This window comes from Acidithiobacillus sp. HP-11, from assembly GCF_015100075.1.
Lineage (GTDB): Bacteria > Pseudomonadota > Gammaproteobacteria > Acidithiobacillales > Acidithiobacillaceae > Acidithiobacillus > Acidithiobacillus thiooxidans.
The window spans coordinates 1-17875 of the sequence record NZ_JACKYY010000034.1; the positions used below are offsets into that span (position 1 = coordinate 1).

The 17875-nt window shown below is 55.7% G+C and carries 20 protein-coding genes; 19 read left to right on the plus strand and 1 reads right to left on the minus strand.

The genetic code is table 11. The features are described 5' to 3' along the window. The first annotated feature begins 328 nt into the window (after positions 1–328). From H7F08_RS10490 to H7F08_RS10510, 5 genes are all read left to right on the plus strand, one after another. Positions 329–1654, plus strand: coding sequence for a hypothetical protein (locus H7F08_RS10490; RefSeq protein WP_031572587.1), 1326 nt, complete (start codon positions 329–331; stop codon positions 1652–1654). Between the two features lie 22 nt (positions 1655–1676). Further along, positions 1677–2195, plus strand: a complete 519-nt coding sequence (locus tag H7F08_RS10495; protein ID WP_031572585.1) for a DsrE family protein — start codon at positions 1677–1679, stop codon at positions 2193–2195. A gap of 280 nt (positions 2196–2475) precedes the next feature. After that, positions 2476–3969 (plus strand): hypothetical protein, encoded by a 1494-nt coding sequence (locus H7F08_RS10500; RefSeq protein ID WP_237747464.1) that lies wholly within the window; start codon positions 2476–2478, stop codon positions 3967–3969. Next, positions 3959–5140, plus strand: a complete 1182-nt coding sequence (locus H7F08_RS10505; RefSeq protein ID WP_031572579.1) for a type II secretion protein — start codon at positions 3959–3961, stop codon at positions 5138–5140. The genes H7F08_RS10500 and H7F08_RS10505 overlap by 11 nt, the downstream gene beginning before the upstream one ends. Before the next feature lie 115 nt (positions 5141–5255). Continuing rightward, entirely contained in the window at positions 5256–5840 is a 585-nt protein-coding gene (locus tag H7F08_RS10510; protein WP_031572576.1) for a Uma2 family endonuclease, read from the plus strand. Between the two features lie 62 nt (positions 5841–5902). Here H7F08_RS10510 and H7F08_RS10515 read toward each other — a convergent pair whose 3' ends face one another. Then, a complete protein-coding gene (locus H7F08_RS10515) occupies positions 5903–6559 on the minus strand; it encodes a MarC family protein (RefSeq protein WP_024893139.1) in 657 nt (218 codons plus the stop codon). 108 nt (positions 6560–6667) lie between these two features. Here H7F08_RS10515 and H7F08_RS10520 point away from each other — a divergent pair, with 108 nt between their 5' ends. The 14 genes from H7F08_RS10520 to tolB all read left to right on the plus strand — a co-directional run bounded on the left by H7F08_RS10520 (position 6668) and on the right by tolB (position 17865). Then, entirely contained in the window at positions 6668–6928 is a 261-nt protein-coding gene (locus tag H7F08_RS10520) for an FmdB family zinc ribbon protein (protein WP_024893140.1), read from the plus strand. 99 nt (positions 6929–7027) lie between these two features. Further along, complete coding sequence (gene aspS, locus H7F08_RS10525) at positions 7028–8818, plus strand: aspartate--tRNA ligase (RefSeq protein ID WP_031572573.1); 1791 nt, start codon at positions 7028–7030, stop codon at positions 8816–8818. After that, positions 8802–9251 (plus strand): dihydroneopterin triphosphate diphosphatase, encoded by a 450-nt coding sequence (nudB, locus tag H7F08_RS10530; RefSeq protein WP_031572570.1) that lies wholly within the window; start codon positions 8802–8804, stop codon positions 9249–9251. The genes aspS and nudB overlap by 17 nt, the downstream gene beginning before the upstream one ends. Before the next feature lie 45 nt (positions 9252–9296). Next, positions 9297–10394 carry a quinolinate synthase NadA gene (nadA, locus tag H7F08_RS10535; RefSeq protein ID WP_031572567.1) on the plus strand — a complete coding sequence of 366 codons (1098 nt, stop codon included), beginning with the start codon at positions 9297–9299 and terminating at the stop codon, positions 10392–10394. Positions 10395–10402: 8 nt separating this feature from the next. Next, positions 10403–11017 carry a lysophospholipid acyltransferase family protein gene (locus tag H7F08_RS10540; RefSeq protein ID WP_031572565.1) on the plus strand — a complete coding sequence of 205 codons (615 nt, stop codon included), beginning with the start codon at positions 10403–10405 and terminating at the stop codon, positions 11015–11017. Between the two features lie 75 nt (positions 11018–11092). Further along, positions 11093–11845, plus strand: coding sequence for a YebC/PmpR family DNA-binding transcriptional regulator (locus tag H7F08_RS10545; protein ID WP_024893145.1), 753 nt, complete (start codon positions 11093–11095; stop codon positions 11843–11845). A gap of 26 nt (positions 11846–11871) precedes the next feature. Next, positions 11872–12372 carry a crossover junction endodeoxyribonuclease RuvC gene (ruvC, locus tag H7F08_RS10550; RefSeq protein ID WP_031572563.1) on the plus strand — a complete coding sequence of 167 codons (501 nt, stop codon included), beginning with the start codon at positions 11872–11874 and terminating at the stop codon, positions 12370–12372. A gap of 21 nt (positions 12373–12393) precedes the next feature. Beyond that, positions 12394–12975 (plus strand): Holliday junction branch migration protein RuvA, encoded by a 582-nt coding sequence (ruvA, locus tag H7F08_RS10555; RefSeq protein WP_010641038.1) that lies wholly within the window; start codon positions 12394–12396, stop codon positions 12973–12975. Between the two features lie 39 nt (positions 12976–13014). Continuing rightward, on the plus strand, positions 13015–14040 hold the full coding sequence (ruvB, locus tag H7F08_RS10560; protein ID WP_031572559.1) for a Holliday junction branch migration DNA helicase RuvB: 1026 nt from the start codon (positions 13015–13017) through the stop codon (positions 14038–14040). Next, complete coding sequence (ybgC, locus tag H7F08_RS10565) at positions 14030–14452, plus strand: tol-pal system-associated acyl-CoA thioesterase (RefSeq protein WP_010641042.1); 423 nt, start codon at positions 14030–14032, stop codon at positions 14450–14452. Before ruvB ends, ybgC begins: the two co-directional genes overlap by 11 nt. 6 nt (positions 14453–14458) lie before the next feature. Next, positions 14459–15160, plus strand: coding sequence for a protein TolQ (gene tolQ, locus H7F08_RS10570; RefSeq protein WP_010641044.1), 702 nt, complete (start codon positions 14459–14461; stop codon positions 15158–15160). Continuing rightward, positions 15157–15567, plus strand: coding sequence for a protein TolR (tolR, locus tag H7F08_RS10575; RefSeq protein ID WP_024893147.1), 411 nt, complete (start codon positions 15157–15159; stop codon positions 15565–15567). Before tolQ ends, tolR begins: the two co-directional genes overlap by 4 nt. After that, complete coding sequence (gene tolA, locus H7F08_RS10580) at positions 15564–16604, plus strand: cell envelope integrity protein TolA (RefSeq protein WP_031572555.1); 1041 nt, start codon at positions 15564–15566, stop codon at positions 16602–16604. Before tolR ends, tolA begins: the two co-directional genes overlap by 4 nt. Beyond that, complete coding sequence (gene tolB, locus H7F08_RS10585) at positions 16597–17865, plus strand: Tol-Pal system beta propeller repeat protein TolB (protein ID WP_010641049.1); 1269 nt, start codon at positions 16597–16599, stop codon at positions 17863–17865. Before tolA ends, tolB begins: the two co-directional genes overlap by 8 nt. Positions 17866–17875 lie beyond the last annotated feature (10 nt).

The following is a 17875-nucleotide window of genomic DNA, read 5'->3' on the forward strand; positions in this document are numbered from 1 at the left end:
GCCTCATTCAATCCGCCAAGGCCAAGGCTCGGGGTTACCGCACGCACAAGAACTTTATCAACATGGCCTACCTGATCCTGGGCAAGCTGGATCTCAGGCTACCCACTTGAAATGACGAGGAACCTATTTGTTGTGTTCTTTTAAGCACAATTCCTTGTGCTATTTTGTCCGCACCAGCTGATCCTCTTCACCAATAAGCTTGGATTTCATGGTGGCACGAACCTTGCTGCCATTTTTGTAAGGCGAAGGTCAGCGGTATTCCCGAGTTATTGGTCGTCGCTTATTTCATAATATAAAAATTCAGCCAAAACATTGCGAGGTGATGAACATGTATCACGGCCATAAAATTTCCAGAAACACGCTTATTGTCGCAGCAGCCATGCTTGGTTTATCCCCGTTAGCCCATGCCGCCAACTGGTTTGAATTGCAGGGGATATCTCCTGCCAAAGCCCCGATATTCGGTGTTTCTGGGTTTATTGAGCCCAGTCTTTATGCGCAACCCGGTAATGAAGACAGCCTTGAAAATAACCAGATCCCGCACATTGATCTTATAGCGCCCGGATTTTCGCAAAGCACTACCGCTAATATTCTGCGAGCACGAATCATGTTGCGCGGAAACCTGAACAAGCATATTTCCTATTTTTTTGGTGGGGAGTTTGGTGATAATGGTTTCACGCATGTGCGTGGCGGTTATCAACCTGGTCTTATTGATGGGCATTTTACCTTCAGTTATATTCCAGGGGCCAGAATTGAAGCGGGCCTTATTCGTGCGCCTAGTGCCGAAGGAGCCATGCAAGGATTCATGAGTTATAACTTTGTGTTGTCATCGACGATGATTGGGCAATTGATGCAGCAACCAATGTATAACTCCAGCAATCCTTACAAAATCAATACTAAACTGAATGCCTACTTGATTAATGGTCAACAGACTCTGGGTGTTAATGCCTTCCGCTATCCAGGCATCATGGCCTTTGACTGGTTCCGTAACGGTCACTGGGAATTTACCTACGGCGCCATGATTGGAATGTTTGGCACGGTGGCCGCCGGCAATCAATCCAGCAGTCCTTTGTATGCAGCGCGCTTGCAGGAAGCTTATATATTCGGGGGGAAAGGGCCCTTCCGTAGCGATGTGCAGGCGGGTATCTGGTATCAACATGCCAGCCCTGAATTGAATGACACCAGTTACAGTATGAATCGCTACGGCGTGGATGTGCAGTATTTGCAGGGTTATATGCACCAATGGGGCAGGCAATTCCGCTTCCAGTACATGCGTGGTACCGGCTGGATATCGGCAGCTTCGGCATTCAGCAGCGCCCCTGGTCTGGCTGCACCACTGACCAACACCCAACTTTATCCCGGCAGTCAGAACACGGCTAATGGTTACATGCTGGAAGGCGGCTTGTTTTTGACCAAGCATATTGAAGCGAATTTACGTTATGACTACTACGACCGCTTGCCCAATGATCCAGCACAGCAACGCATTTTCAAGACCTGGGCTATCGGTCTGCAGTATCACTTCACGCCACTGACCAAAATCATGGCCGGTTACTACTTCCGGACGCTGGATGTGCCGCATCAGCCTAATCCTGTTGCGAATAGTATTTCTGATGCCGTGGATAATGAATTTGCCATGCAGGCGATGATTGCCTTTTGATGAAGATAACGAGGAGATGGTGATGTTATTGAAGAACTTTTTGAAGGTGGCCGTATTAGCCAGCGTTTTGCCGGTGATGGGTATGCTGGGCATGACCACTGCTTCGGCCAATGTCGATTCAGCCAATGTTTCGATGCTCCATGATTTTCATTTTAATCACCCCACTTTTATTCATGATTTGCCTTTTGCCGAGCATCATGTGGTGATCCAGGTCAGTCAGGATAACCCGGCCCGCTGGAATCTCACCTTGAATAATGCGCAGAACCTGCTCAATTATTTTGGTCAGGAGAAGGTTCAGATTGTTGTCGTGGCATTTGGGCCGGGCATCAAAATGTATCTTCCCAACAGCCCGGTGGCGAGTCGCATTGCCGCGATTAATGCTGAGGGCGTGGAGTTCGATGTGTGCCATAACAGCATGGAAGAGTTCAAGAAGAAAACCGGCCATCTTCCCAAACTGGATCCTTCGGTGGTCATTGTTCCGGCAGGCATCGTCCGCATCATGCAACTGGAGCATGCTGGCTTCAGCTATATCAAACCCTGATATCCTTTACGATCGTTCTTCCGTCCTTAGGATGCAAAAGACAGCTTGCTGTCCATGCATCCTTTTTTAATGGATCAATTCATAATATCTATTATTAGCTATCCAGAAATTTTATTGCCCGCGACTACGGCTAGTCACTGCTGCCACGATTTGTTTATAATAGGCGGTTTGCATCTGCGTATCTGCGCAGATATTTGTCTGCGCAGTACTGTGCTGCCGATGGTTATTTATTTGGGGTATTACGATAGAAGCATTACCAAAAGAGAAACTGATTGATGACTTGAAGGACCGCTATGCTTGTCCCGTGGCCGAATACGACGAGGGGCTGGTTGCATCTCAGGCAATCCTCCGCCGACTCGATGTGGACACTCTGAGAAACGAGTTATGGTTGCCTGTGGTCTGGACGGTGGAAAGTGCTGAAGTCATAGTCTGTACACCGGATGATCCGGCTTTGCTGGCGCATATCCGGCAAACCCTTGGTGTCGAAAACCTCACTTTCAGGGTCGCCACGCGCCCCGATCTCATTCGTCTGATTGAAAACAGTGCTGATCTGAATAACGATTTTCCCGTATATGGCGGGCGTACACCACTGGCTAAGGTCCGTACCTATCTGGCCGGAGAACGCACCCGCTACTCCGCGCAACGGACCCGTTTTGCGCGCAGCCGCACCGGGCTGGCTCTGGCACGCACGGGGGTCGCGTTGACCAGTATTGGTGTCGCCTTTTTGCGCCTGTTCGGTGGTGGGGCCTGGTTGTTTTTTGAAATCCCACTCCTGGTTTTCGGGATTCTGGCCATGATTGACGGCCTGCTCTGGTATCTGCCGGCGCGACAGGAGTCGCGCGCCATCAAAACCTATCTCCCCTACGCGGTTCCCGAAAACTATTCAGCCCTGAATGTCATTGATCCGGGCGGGCAGATGGCATTTCGACGCAGTCCGGTGGTTGCGGGGGCTGCCGGACTGCGTGAGGCCTGGGATGCACTTTCTCCGGTCGAGAGGCGGCGTTTCCTGGCGAATGACCGGACCAATCTCGCCGAAGAACGCACCATTCTGGCCTATCTGCGGACGATGATGGCCAAAGCGCGGACGGGACTCGCCTTTGCCCGGACCGGTGTGGCCTTTGCGGCTATCGGTATTGGCTTCATCCGCAAATTTCCTACCGGTCCCTGGTCGATTTTTGACTGGAGTCTGATTGCGATTGGCCTTTTCATGCTGGTGGAGGGTTTTCTCTGGTACCATCCCGGGCGGGATGCCGCCAATAGGGCGCTGGAAGCGGTGAGTAATGCCCACGTCAAACGCGGGCCTTGGGACCGCATTTTTCCCTCTTTATGCCTTTATACCCACAATATAGATCCGCTAGTTGAGGCCAATGCCGAGCAGGCGCGCCCAGGAGTTTTTGCAACTACCGGCCTGGCGCTGGAGCGCACCACCCTTGCGGACAAACGCAACGTCATGTCGCGGCTGCGGACGGTCATGGCCCGGGCGCGCACCGGCATGGCTTTCATCCGCACCGGCTTCAGCATCATGACGGTCGGCGCCGGACTCTATATTTACTTCGAATTTACGGGCCATGTAGACATCCTCTGGACAATTTTTGATGCCGCGTTGGTGATCATTGGCCTGTATCTCATTGTCGATGGCCTGCGCTGGTATCTGCCGGCAGAACGGGTCAAGCGCAGTTCACCACTTGTCGACGGTAGTTTTGAAATCGCCGATGCCGATTATAGTCAGCCGAAAAGCGCCTGGAAGCGCACCAACTATCCGCATGAACACTGAAATATCTCCCTATTATCCCCTGGTTGAGCAGGGCATTCTGAGTGAAGCCCTGCTCCAGTCGGCACTACATAGTGCCGCCAAGCGCGGTATCGACGCCGAACGCATCTTATTGAAAGAATTGGCCGTGACGCGCTGCACCTTGCTGGATGCGCTGGCCCGGCATTATGACTGCGCTATCGCGCAATATGATGAACGCCTGCCCGTGCCGCAGTTGTTTTCGGGCCTGGATGGCAAGGTGCTGCTTACCGGAGAGTGGTTTCCCATCCGGCAGATGGGCGATACGGTCATCATCGCTGCGGCTGACCCGAACAACCTGGGCATGCGTGCCCAGGTTCAGGAGCTGATCCCTGCCCATCATTACGAATTTCGTGTCGCGCTCAAGGAAGACATCCGCTGGTACATACAGGACTACAAGCATGCCGAGGCACCCTTGCTCATTGGCATTGAGCGCACGGGCCTGGCCTATTGGCGTAACACCATGGCGCACTGGCGCACCAAGCTGGCTGCCCATCGTACCGCTCATGCCCGCGCCCGGACGGCCATGAAGTTGCTACGCTGGGGGCTTGCCATGGTGGCACTGGCCAATGTGCTGACTAAAGTCTCCCACAACGACCTCTCACCTTACCACCTGCCGATTTTGTTGGTCGGCATTGTTCTGGCCCTGATCGGCTTGTTCGATTATCTGAAAGTGCGTGGCAGCCGCATGGATCTACCCTGCCAAAGCGCCTTGATTGATATTACGACCGAGAACGTGCGCTTTACCGATCGTTATCACCTTCCTGAAGCCCCGGTTGAGGCGGAGGATGACAGTGCCCTGGCCAGACTGGCGGCGGCCATTCCCCATTACTGTTCGATTTTGCGCCCGGTTCCGGCCAGCAAGGAGCGCACCCATCTGGCCCGCGAGCGTAATATGCTCGCCGCTCAGCGCACCATTGCCGCCAGTCACCGCGCCTCTTACGCGCGCGCCCGAACCGGGTTGTCGCTGATCCGCACCGGGGTGGCATTTATCGGCCTGGGTCTGGCCATCCACAAAATACTGGGCGCGACACCCTACAGTTTCACCGATTATATTCTGATTGCTGCGGGCTGCCTGATGCTGCTGGATGGTTTGTTCTGGTATCTGCCTGCCCGCCGCCTAAAATATGGCTTGGGGCGCGACATCAAGCCCTAAAGGGAAGAATCATCCCGGCGCTACCCGCTATTTCTTGCCATCTTGCGGCGATGACACAGAAGCTTCCACGTTTTATGATGAGGACTGTTGATACGCTGAGTCAGGAGGAAAGGTCATGCAGATAGCCATGTTACGGCCTTTGTCTGGCAAAGAGTATCTGGAAGGTGAGGAGCGCGCAGATATACGCCATGAGTATGTGGCCGGGCAGGTTTATGCCATGGCCAGGGCCAAGCTGCGGCATAACCAGATTGCCGGTAACCTGTATGGACTGCTCTGGCAAAAAGCCCGTGGCAGTCACTGTCAGGTTCTGAACAGCGATATGAAAGTGCGGGTGGAAGCTGTAGATGCCTTTTATTACCCCGATGTGGTGTTGCGTTGTGGCGCGCCGTTGTCTGGAGATACCCTCTATCTGGAAGATCCTTGCCTTATCGTCGAAGTATCGTCGGCGAGCACGGCGAATGTGGACCGTCGTGAAAAGCAACAAGCTTATCAGACGCTCCCTAGCCTGCAGGAATATGTTTTGGTGGATAGCGAAAAAATCGTTGTCGAGGCATTCCGCCGGCATCCTGAAGGTTGGTGGTACGAGTTGTTGAATGACCCTGAAAGCGATCGTTTGCGCTGCCAATGTGTCGACCTGGCACTTTCAGTAGAGGAGATCTATGCGGGCGTCGATCTGCCTTCAGCTTTGCCGACGGATTGAATGCCGCCCTGATGCTACAATGGGCCGTGTGCTTGACTAGGTTATCCAGGATGATGCGCTGATCAGCTGGTGCTGACATGCACCAGGCCGGGGAAAAGTGCTGCCAGACCATTGGCAATGAAGGTGACGGCAATGGCAGCCAGGACCAGCCCGAAAATTCGGGTGGATATGTTGATGCCGGTTACGCCCAGACGCCGTGACAATGGCCGGGCCAGGCGCAGCGCCGCGTAGGCGACTCCGGCAATGATCAGGATGTCCAGAATCAATAGCCCGCTGGCAAACCAGGAAGCATTTTTATGATGGGCAATAATCACCGTAATCATGGTACCCGGACCCGCCATGAGGGGAATGGCCAGTGGTACCACGGCTACTGCTTCCTTGCTCATGCCCTCGGCCGTTTCTTCCGGAGTGTGGCGGTAACGGCTGGATTTTGCCTGTAACATGTTGAAGGCCAGCAACATCAGAACCATGCCCCCCGCTACCTGAAAGGCGGCGATACTGATGCCAAAAAACTGAAGAATGTACTCACCCAAAAAAGCGGCGATGAGCAACACGATAGCAACGGTTCTGGAGGCCAGTTTGATGGTAGCCAGTTGCTGGACCGGATCTTCGTCAGCTGTCAAGGCAATGAAAATAGGAATGGCCCCGATGGGATTCAGAATGGCGAGCAGGGCAATCAGGGTTTGCAGGGCGTTATGCAGTTCAGGCGTGATAGACATGTAAAATTACCGTGACAGACTGTGCAGTACACAGAACGCTTGAAAAATGGTGCCTGAAGACGTATTTAATAGGCATATTCAGTTACAACCTAATACGGAGTAGATACGATGCCAACTTATGAGTATGTATGCAAGGACTGTGGACATCATTTGAGCGCGGAGCAGCGCATGAGTGATGCCCGCCTGACCGATTGTCCGGTCTGCGGCAAACCGGGCCTGGAGCGGCAGCTCAGTGCTGGCGCTTTTGCGCTGAAGGGGTCCGGCTGGTACGAGACAGATTTCAAGGGCAGTAAGGGGGGGGCGACAAAAAGCGAAGCCGCCAGCAGTGCCGCGCCCGCTTGCCCGGGCGGCAGTTGCGCCTGTCATTGACGCCGCGCCTGCAGCGGGGCTAGATTGTGCGCGGGCCGCCGGTCGGGCGGCCTTTTGTTATTTGATGATGTAATTTGACACAACTATACGGGACGCAGCATGCGGACACATTATTGTAATGGCATAAACGAGAACCTGATCGGACAGACCGTGCGTCTCTGCGGATGGGCTCAACGCCGTCGTGATCACGGCGGTGTGGTTTTCATTGATCTCAGGGACCGGGAAGGGCTGGTTCAGGTGGTTGCTGATCCTGATCAGGCGGAAGCCTTCGCGGCGGCTAATGAATGCCGGAGCGAGTTTGTTTTGAGTGTCGAAGGGGTGTTGCGGGCCCGCCCTGCAGGTACGGAAAATCTGCAGATGCCCAGTGGCAAGGTCGAACTCATGGCGACGCACATCGAGATTCTGAACCGCTCCGAGCCGGTTCCGTTTCCCTTGGACGAAGAGGACATTGCTGAAAACCTGCGTCTCAAATACCGTTATCTGGATTTGCGCCGCCCGGAAATGCTGGGACGCCTGCGTTTGCGCCATCAGGTCACCAGCTACGTGCGCCGTTATCTGGACAGTGGCGGTTTCATGGATGTTGAGACGCCGGTTCTGACCCGCTCGACACCTGAGGGTGCCCGCGATTATCTGGTCCCGTCCCGAACCCAGCCGGGTCATTTTTTCGCTTTGCCGCAAAGTCCCCAGCTGTTCAAACAACTGCTGATGGTCGCGGGTATTGATCGTTATTATCAGATTACCAAATGTTTTCGGGATGAAGACTTACGCGCCGACCGGCAGCCGGAATTTACCCAGATTGATATAGAAGCCTCTTTTGTGGATGAAGAAGCCGTCATGGGTATTGCCGAACCGATGATTCGCGGACTGTTTGCGGAAGTGCTCGGTATTGATCTGCCCAATCCTTTCCCACGCATGACCTACGCGGATGCCATGCACCGTTTTGGCGTGGATCGCCCCGATTTGCGCAATCCCCTGGAGCTGACCGAGCTGAGCGACCTGATGCGCAGTGTGGAGTTCAAGGTATTTCGGGAGGCCGCTGAGCGCCCACGGGGTCGTGTCGCCTGTCTGCGGGTTCCCGGTGGTGCCCAGCTCAGTCGTGCACAAATTGATCAATACACCCAGTTTGCGGCCATTTATGGGGCCAAGGGTCTGGCCTGGATCAAAATCAACGCGCTGGATCAGGGTGCCGAAGGGCTCCAGTCGCCCATCGTCAAATTTCTTGCTCCCGAGGTGCTGCAGGAAATTCTCCAGCGCAGTGGCGCGGCTGTCGGCGACATTCTCTTTTTCGGCGCCGACAGTGCCAAGGTGGTCAACGAGGCGCTGGGAAATCTGCGCAACCGCGTCGCGGCCGACCTGAATTTGCTGGAAGGTGAATGGCGACCCGTATGGGTAACGGATTTTCCCATGTTTGATTACGACGAGAAGGATAATAGCTGGACTTCCACCCATCATCCATTTACGGCACCGCAAAGCGCACATCTGGAGAGTCTGGCGAAAAATCCGGGGGCAGCATTGGCCCGCGCCTATGATCTGGTGCTGAACGGCAATGAAATTGGCGGCGGCAGTATTCGTATTCATCAGGAAAAAGTTCAGGAAAAAGTGTTTGCGGCCCTGGGTATTGGCGCTGAAGAAGCGCGGGATAAATTCGGCTTCCTGCTGGACGCTCTCCATTATGGTGCGCCACCCCATGGCGGCCTGGCTTTCGGGTTGGATCGTCTGGTCATGCTCATGTCTGGCGCGGATACCATTCGCGATGTCATTGCTTTTCCCAAAACCCAGAAAGCCGGTTGTCTGTTGACCGAGGCCCCCGGCGTGGTGGCCGACAAGCAATTACAGGAGCTGGGTATCCGCCTGCGTCCCGGAGTAGGAGCCGATGTTCAAAATTCCTGAGTCGATTCTGGTCATGATCTACGCCGGTCAGCAGGTTCTGTTGCTGGAGCGTGCCCAACCGGAAGGATTCTGGCAGTCGGTAACCGGGAGTCTGGAACCGGGAGAATCCTGGCGGGACGCGGCCGTGAGGGAGCTCCGTGAAGAGACGGGATTTGCGGCGGAAGGACTGGTGGATACCGGGGTACGGAATCGCTTTCCCATTGTGCCACCCTGGCGGGAGCGTTACGCGCCGGAGGTGGCGTTCAACGAGGAGCGCATATTCACCCTGGCTTTGCCCGAGCCTCAGGTTCCACAACTGCGTCATCAGGAGCATGTGAACTTTGCCTGGTTGCCGGCGATCGAAGCGGCCCGCCGTACCGGATCGTGGACCAACCGGGATGCGATTTATCGCCATTTTGGGGCGCGCCTTGACGCACAGCAGGCGGCTTCGTAACGTAAGGAACATTTTGCACGCGCAATAGCGCCTGAGAGGGTGGTTATGGGTGTAGAGACAGTGATGGTGCAGGGGTTGCGGCGCAGTGAAGCAGCCGACCTGGATACCCGTATTCGCCGGGCAAAAGCCGCTTTGGGAAAACGTGCGGTTATTCTCGGGCATCATTACCAGCGCGAAGAAGTCTATCGTCATGCCGATTTCCATGGGGATTCCTTGCAGTTATCCCGGGCGGCAGCCGAGCAGGAAGCGGAATTCATTGTTTTTTGCGGTGTACACTTCATGGCCGAAGTGGCGGATATTCTCAGTCGTCCCGATCAGGCCAGCATTCTGCCCGATCTGAACGCCGGTTGTTCCATGGCCGACATGGCTGATATCCCGCAGGTCCAACGCGCCTGGGACGAGCTCGCGACGGTGCTGGATGTGGAGACGGAAATCACCCCGGTCACCTATGTGAACTCATCGGCTGCCATCAAGGCCTTTTGCGGGGAGCATGGTGGTACGGTCTGCACTTCTTCCAATGCCCGTAAGGTGCTCAAATGGTCCTTTCAGCAGCGGCCCAAGGCGTTATTTTTTCCGGATCAGCATCTGGGCCGCTGGACCGGGCACCAGCTGAATATCCCCTTGCGGGATATGCCGGTTTGGGACCCGGCGTTGCCCCTGGGCGGATTGACGCCCGAGGAGATTCGCCGTGCCCGGATTCTGCTCTGGAAGGGGCATTGCTCCGTGCACCAGATGTTCCAGCCCGCGCATATTGAGCGCTGGCGCCGGGAACACCCTCAGGGGCAGGTCATCGCCCATCCCGAGTCGGCCTTTGAAGTCTGTCAGATGTCCGATGCAGTCGGATCTACGGATTTTATATTACGTACGGTCAAAGCCTCTCCCGCAGGCAGTGAATGGCTGGTAGGCACCGAAATCAATCTGGTGACCCGTCTGGCTGACGAAGTACGGGCGGAAGGAAAAACCGTGGAATTCATGTCGCCCATGGTGTGCATGTGTTCCACCATGTTCCGCATTGATCCCGAGCAGTTGGCGGTGACCTTGGAAAATCTTCTGGAAGGGCAGGTACGCAACCGGATTCAAGTCGAGCCGGAAACGGCGGCCCAGGCGCGTCTGGCCCTGGAACGCATGCTTATGGTGTCCTGACGGCCGCCATGTCCTCTGTCGCTGTGCAGCCGGCTGATGTGATTGGCGAATGGTCGCTGACCCAGCGCAATCTGCATCGTCTGCTGACTGCCTATCTGCGCCTTTATCAGGGCGCGCATTGGGAGCACAGTACCGTACCGGCTGAGGGCGCGGCGATTCTGGTGTGTAATCATGTGTCGGTGTTGGATCCCCTGCTGCTGGTCGCCAGCAATCAACGCGTGGTGTCCTTTCTGGTGGCCCGGGAATACTACGACAATCCATTGATGCGCCAGTTGCTGGAGCAAACCTACAGCATTCCGGTACGTCGGGATCGTCGTGATGTGCGGGCACTGTTGCAGGCTCGCCATGTTCTTGAAGAAGGTCGGGTACTCGGCATTTTTCCCGAGGGCGGCATCAATCGCTCGGAGACCCAGAAAGGTGTCGCCTGGCTGGTGCGCGAAAGTGCCGCGCCGGTGGTCCCGGCTCATGTCGGCGGCGCCCGGCAGGCCGCTTCTGACTTGCAGACCTGGCTGCGGCGCCAGCATCCCCTGTTACGCTATGGGGTGCCCCTGCATTTTCATCGTGATGCTGACGCCGCCGAAGTCATGGGGGCGACCATGAGTGCTATTGCCACACTTGCATGACGGCATCCTTGCCTTTGCGTTATCATGGCCGATATTTAACCAGAATAAGTCAGTTATAGAAGCAAGGAGTGGGTTATGTCCGGGCATAGTAAATGGTCCACCATCAAATTCAAGAAAGCACTGAAAGACGCCAAACGCGGCAAAATATTTACCCGTCTGATTCGCGAAATTACCGTTGCAGCGCGCGCCGGGGGCGGAGATCCGGGCAGTAATTCACGACTGCGCCTGGCTCTGGACAAGGCATATGGTGCCAACATGACCAAAGACACCATTGAACGCGCCGTCAAACGCGGTACGGGTGAGCTGGAAGGCGTGGATTACGAGGAAGTGACTTATGAGGGCTACGGCCCTGCGGGTGTGGCTATCCTGATTGAAACCATGACCGACAACAAGGTTCGTACCGTCGCAGAAATCCGCCATATATTTTCCAAACGCGGCGGTAATATGGGAACCGCCGGTTCTGTTGCCTATCAGTTCAAAAAGCTGGGCTTAATTGTTTTTCCCGGCGATGCTGATGAAGACAAAATTCTCGAAGCGGCGCTGGAAGCAGGGGCCGAAGACGTGGTCAATGAAGGTGAGCGGATTGCTGTCTATACGGCGGCCACGGACTTGCACAGTGTGGTCCAGGCACTGGAAGCCGCCGGTTTGCAGCCGGAAGAAAGCGAATTGACCATGATTCCGGAAAACACGATTGAGGTGAGTGGAGAGGAGGCAGAAAAACTGCTGCGTCTCATCGACTTCCTGGAAGAAAACGATGACGTGCAAAATGTGTACGCCAACTATGAAATCAGCGATGAGGAAATGGCCCGCCTGGAAGCAGCATCCTGAATTTTTCAGTCCATCAGGAAACGGCCTTGCGCATCATCGGCATTGATCCGGGCTCTTTGCGCACCGGCTATGGCATCATCGAATCGGATGCGCGTGGCGAGTTGCGGCATGTGGCCCATGGCTGCCTGAATGTGGCTGGTCGGCCCTTTTTGGAGCGCATCGGTGCCATTTACCGGGATTTGGCGCAGGTATTGGCCGAGCATCGACCCGATACGGCAGCTATTGAGCAGGTTTTCATGGCCCGCAATGCGGATTCTGCCCTGAAACTGGGCCAGGCTCGGGGTGCGGCGCTGGTGGCACTGCTGGAAGCAGGACTGCCGATAGAAGAATACACCGCCCTGCAAATCAAAAAAGCGTCGGTGGGAGCTGGACATGCAGACAAGGCGCAAGTTCAGAGCATGGTGCGCTGGCTGCTTCATCTGGATAAAAACCCTCAGGCCGATGCGGCTGACGCCCTGGCCTGTGCCATTTGTCATGCCCATCATGCCCGGACTCAACAGCGCTGGCAGGCGGCCGGCCATGTCTGATATGTTGGGAAAAGGACGCCCATGATTACCTCGTTGCGCGGGATCATTCTGCAGAAGCGTCCACCCTGGCTCTGGCTGGAGGTCCAGGGGGTGGGTTATGAGCTGGAAATGCCCCTGTCCAGCTTCTACCAGATGGCAGACGCAGGCGAAACCCTGTTGGTGCATACCCATCTGACCATTCGCGAAGATGCCCATCTGCTCTATGGATTTATGAGCGTGGCTGAGCGCGATACTTTTCGTCTGTTGATTCGTGTCAATGGTATTGGTGGCAAAGTGGCACTGGCCTGCCTCTCGGGTCTGCCGGCAGAAAAGCTCGGTCAAGCGGTGGCGGAAGGCAATGTGGCACAGCTGACGGCCATTCCCGGTATCGGTCCGAAAACCGCAGAAAGACTGGTGGTCGAGCTACGCGATAAAATGGGTGGAATCAGCACCTTGCCTACCAGCAAAGCCGTGTCGGGTGATCCGCGCCAGGAAGCTATTGCAGCACTCCTGACATTAGGGTATAAGCCTGCACAGGCCAGTCAGACGATTGGCAACCTGGGCGATGGATTGAGTCTTGAAGACCTGATCCGTCAGGCTTTGCAACAACTTTCACGCCATTGATTTTATGGAACCCGCCAGCATCGCGATGGTCACAACCCCATGATGGACAGAGGCCCTCTCAATCCCCAGGAAATCCACAGCGACGCAGTGGATCGTGCCCTGCGCCCGCGTTTGCTGGCGGATTATATTGGCCAGGCGCGGCTCCGCGAATCCCTTAGTCTCTATATTGATGCGGCCAAAGGGCGTGCTGAAGCCCTGGACCATGTCCTGCTCTTCGGCCCCCCCGGCCTTGGAAAAACCACCCTCGCGCACATTATTGCCCAGGAAATGGGTGCGGGTCTGAAAGTTACCTCGGGACCGGTTCTGGATAAGCCGGGAGATCTGGCCGCCATTTTGACCAATCTGCAACCTCATGATGTGTTATTTGTCGATGAAATTCATCGCCTCAGCCCCGTGGTCGAAGAAATTCTCTATCCGGCGCTGGAAGATTATGAGCTGGATATTTTGATTGGTGAGGGCCCTGCCGCCCGTTCCATTAAAATCAGCCTGCCGCCCTTCACCCTGATCGGGGCTACCACCCGGGCGGGTTTGCTCACCTCGCCATTACGTGACCGATTTGGCATCAGTTTTCATCTGGAATTTTACAGTGACGCAGAGTTGACCCAGATTGTGACCCGTTCGGCCAATATTCTGGGGACTACCCAGGATTTGCGGGGCGCCCAGGAAATCGCCCGGCGTGCCCGGGGAACCCCGCGCATTGCCAATCGCCTGCTGCGGCGGGTACGGGATTTTGCCCAGGTGCGGGGCAACGGGGAAATTGATCAAGGCACTGCAGAGGCCGCGCTGACCTTGATGGAAGTCGATCAACATGGCTTTGACGGTCAGGATCGTAAGCTACTGCAAGCCGTCATCGGGCGCTTTGCCGGCGGTCCGGTGGGGGTGGAAAGTCTCGCCGCAGCCATTGGTGAAGAGCGCGGAACCATCGAAGATGTGCTGGAGCCCTTCCTGATTCAGCGTGGTTACCTGATCCGTACGCCGCGTGGACGCTGCGCCACGGAAATGAGTTATCTGGCGTTGGGTTTACCGATACCTAAGGCTGGCGGGGGACTTTTCGATGCACTCTGAGGCCGCTGACAGTGTCTTTCAGGTCCGCGTTTATTATGAAGATACGGATCATGGCGGGGTGGTGTATCATGCCAACTACTTACGCTTCATGGAGCGCGCCCGTACGGAAATGCTGCGCGAAAAAGGTTATGAACTGGATGTGCTGGAACGCGATCCCGGTATTCTTTTTGTGGTGCGTCGGGCGCATCTGGATTTCCGCGCCCCGGCTCGTTTTAATGACCTGCTTCAGATAAAATCGGCCATCATTCACAAGACCCCGGTTCGTATGCATTTTCAACAAGATATTGCGGTGAAGGAAAAGCACTTGTGCAGTGGCGAGGTGGAAGTGGTCTGCCTGGAAGCCGAGACTTTTCGTCCCCACGTCATTCCTGCAGAACTTCTGCAGGCCTTTCCCCTCAGTGTTCACCCGTGAGATTTTATGGATCCTCAAACTGTCACCCATCCCGCAGCTTCTCTTTCCGTAGCCCATCTGGTTCTGAATGCCAGCCCTGTTGTCCAGATCATACTGGTACTTTTGGTCATCGCCTCCATTGCTTCCTGGACCATCATTTTTGAAAAATGGGCGGTATTTGCTGGTGCTTTCAAGGCCCTGACCCGTTTCGAGAAACGCTTCTGGAGCGGCGGTGAAATGAGCCAGATTTATCAGCACGTTTCCGGCAACACCAATCTGGAAACCGGAGCCGGCAGTATTTTCTGTGCGGGTTATGAAGAATTTCAGCGGCAGCGCGGCAAAATTCGTCCCAGTGATGCCCTCGATGCCGCCCGCCGCGCCATGCGTGTGGCCCAAATGCGCGAGGTTGGCCGTCTGGAAAATCGTCTGGCTTTTCTGGCCTCGGTGTCTTCGGTCAGCCCCTTCGTCGGCTTGCTGGGCACCGTCTGGGGCATCATGACGGCTTTCATGCATATTGGTGTCGCAGGGCAGGCCACCCTGGCGACCGTCGCCCCCCCGGTTGCCGAAGCCCTTATTGCCACGGCGGCTGGCCTTTTTGCGGCCATTCCGGCAACGGCTGCCTACAACCGCTACATTCACAAACTGGACAAGCTGGATGCCCAGTATGAGGTGTTCATGGATGAGTTCACCAACATCCTGCATCGTCAGGTACCCGAGACCAAGCCATGAAAAGAAGGCGTTTGATGGCGGAAATGAACGTTGTTCCCTATATCGACGTGACCTTGGTGCTGTTGGTGATTTTTATGCTCTCGGCGCCGCTCCTGACCCAGGGCGTGAATGTGAATCTGCCTAAGGGCGTCACTAAACCGGTCTCGGACAAAACCCCGCCGGTGCTGATTTCCGTGACTCGGCAAGGGACCATTTCCGTACAGTTCAAAGACAGTCACAGTTCGGTAGCATTGGATGATCTGGCTACAGATGTACGCCATATTGCCGCTTCCAGTCATGGTCAGGTGCAGGTATTGGTAGGTGGTGATGCCCATGTGGATTATGGCAAGGTCATGGCCGTGATGGCACGGCTGCAGGAAGCCGGTATTTCCCATGTCGGCCTGCTGACCCGCCCGGAGGGTCATTGAAAGAGCGTCAGCCTTTTTGGCCTTTGCTGCTGGCCATTATTCTCAATGCGGCCATACTGTTTGCCCTGTTCTGGACTTTTCATGTGCAGGTGCCACCGAGTAGTGGCAACAAACCCATGCAGGCACAACTGAGCAGCAGTATGCCTATGGCCGCCATGCCTGCCCCGGTTCAGCAACCGGTTCCTGCCCCTCAGCCTGTACCCAAACCGGTGCCTAAACCCGTTCCTGTTCCTAAGCCAACTCCCAAGCCTGTTCCCGTTCCCAAGCCGGAGCCCAAACCGGTGACGCCACCACCACCTACTGCGGCGCAAATTGCCGCTGAACAGGCAGCAAAAGCTGAAAAAGCGGCCAGACAGAAGGCGGCACAAATTGCGGCAGCACGCGCGGCGCAGGAAAAGCATGCCGAAGAGCTGGCCGCACGACAAAAAGCCGCTCAAGAGGCCAAGGCTGCCGCCGAAAAAGCCGCTCAGGAAAAAGCTACGGCCAGAAAGGCAGCCCAGGAAAAAGCCGCTCAAGAGAAGGCTGCCCAGGAGAAGGCCGCGCAACAGGCTGCAGCTAAGGCCGCCGAGGAAAAAGCAGCGGCGGCCCGCGCTGCAGAACTCAAAAAACAACTGGCAGCCCAGGCGGCCCAAGCGGCGGCTGCCGCACGCGCCAAAGCCTTGCAGCAGCGCATGGCCGAAGCAAAGGCCAAGTTGCAGGCTGAAGCCAACATGGCCGCTGCCCGCGCCCAGCAGGCTTCGGAAAATCAGCGTCTGATCGGTCTATTTGCGCAGAGGATCCGTACCAAGGTTTACAACGCTTGGAACACTAATTTTGCTGCGGCTCTATCTTGTGTGGTTGAAATTCAATTGAATCCCGAGGGGCAAATAATTGGTCAACCGCAACTCGTGCGCTCTAGCGGGAATCCGCAGTTCGACAGAGCGGTGATCCAGACTGTTGAACAAGCTGCACCTTTTCCACCACCTATTGGCCTTTCTTATTCCCTGTACAAAGTCGTAAATCTTAAATTTAATGCGGAGGATCTCAATCATGGCTAAACGCTTCTGGGCTTTGGCCCTGTTTCTGCTGGCTTCAGCATTTGTGTTGCCTGCCCAGGCCGCACTCACCGTAGAAATCACCAAAAGTGTGGCTTCGGCTCTGCCCATTGCCATACCTTCTTTTGGTCCGGGCGTGCCCGGACAGCCTTCAGTAGCCGATGTGGTGCGCAATGATTTGCGCCACAGTGGTTTGTTTCGGGTGATTGAGCCAGCGGGTTATCCCAGTGATCCCCGCGCCCCGGGAGCCGTCAAGGCTTCCGAATGGACTGCCGTGGGAGCTACCGGTCTTGCAGTGGGTTCGGTGCAGCCCCTGAATGGCGGGTATGCGGTCAGTGTCTATGTCTACAATGTCAGCACGGGGCAGGAGTTGACGGCGCGGCGTTTCACCTGTTCGGCCGCTGAATTGCATATGACCGCGCATCACGTCGCCGATGTCATTTATCAGGCTTTCACCGGAAAACCCGGTCCCTTTGCCAGCCGTATTGCCTATGTGCGGCAGACCGGTAATACCTATGAATTGCTGGTGGCTGAATCAGATGGCTGGAATCCACATCCCATTGTTCGGGGCATCATGCCGGTATTTTCGCCGGTCTGGTCACCCAACAATCACCGTCTGGCTTATGTCACCTATGCCAATGCCCGCGCCATCATTTACGTGCAGGATCTGGCGACGGGAAAACGCCAATCTATCGCGCCGGGTGGTGAAATTGTCAGTGCTCCGGCTTTTTCACCCAATGGCCAGGAAATTGCCTACGCACGCTCCTCGGGCGGACATACCGAGCTGTATGTGGCCAATCTGCAGACCGGGCAGCGGCGGCAATTGACCAATGATGATGCCATCAATACTTCGCCTACCTGGTCGCCTAATGGCAGCCAGATTGTGTTTGTCTCGGATCGCGCGGGTGGGCCGCAGATTTATGCCATGAATGCCAATGGCGGCAACATCCATCGCCTGACTTACAGCGGCGGCTATAATGCCGGACCTGAGTACTCACCCACGGGAAATGCCATCGCCTTTATTCATCGCACGGATGGCGTTTATGCCTTGGCCGTGATGGATCCCAACGGCAGCGGCCTGCGGGTGCTGGATGCCCAGGGCAACTGCGATCATCCGAGCTTCGCGGGTAATGGTCAGATGATTTTGTATGGCACCCATCGGGGTGGCCGCAAGGTTCTGGCAGAAGTCAGTCTGGATGGTAAAACCATGGCCATATTGCACAGTGACGTCGGTCAGGACAGCCAGCCCGCCTGGTCACGGTAGACGAAACCGG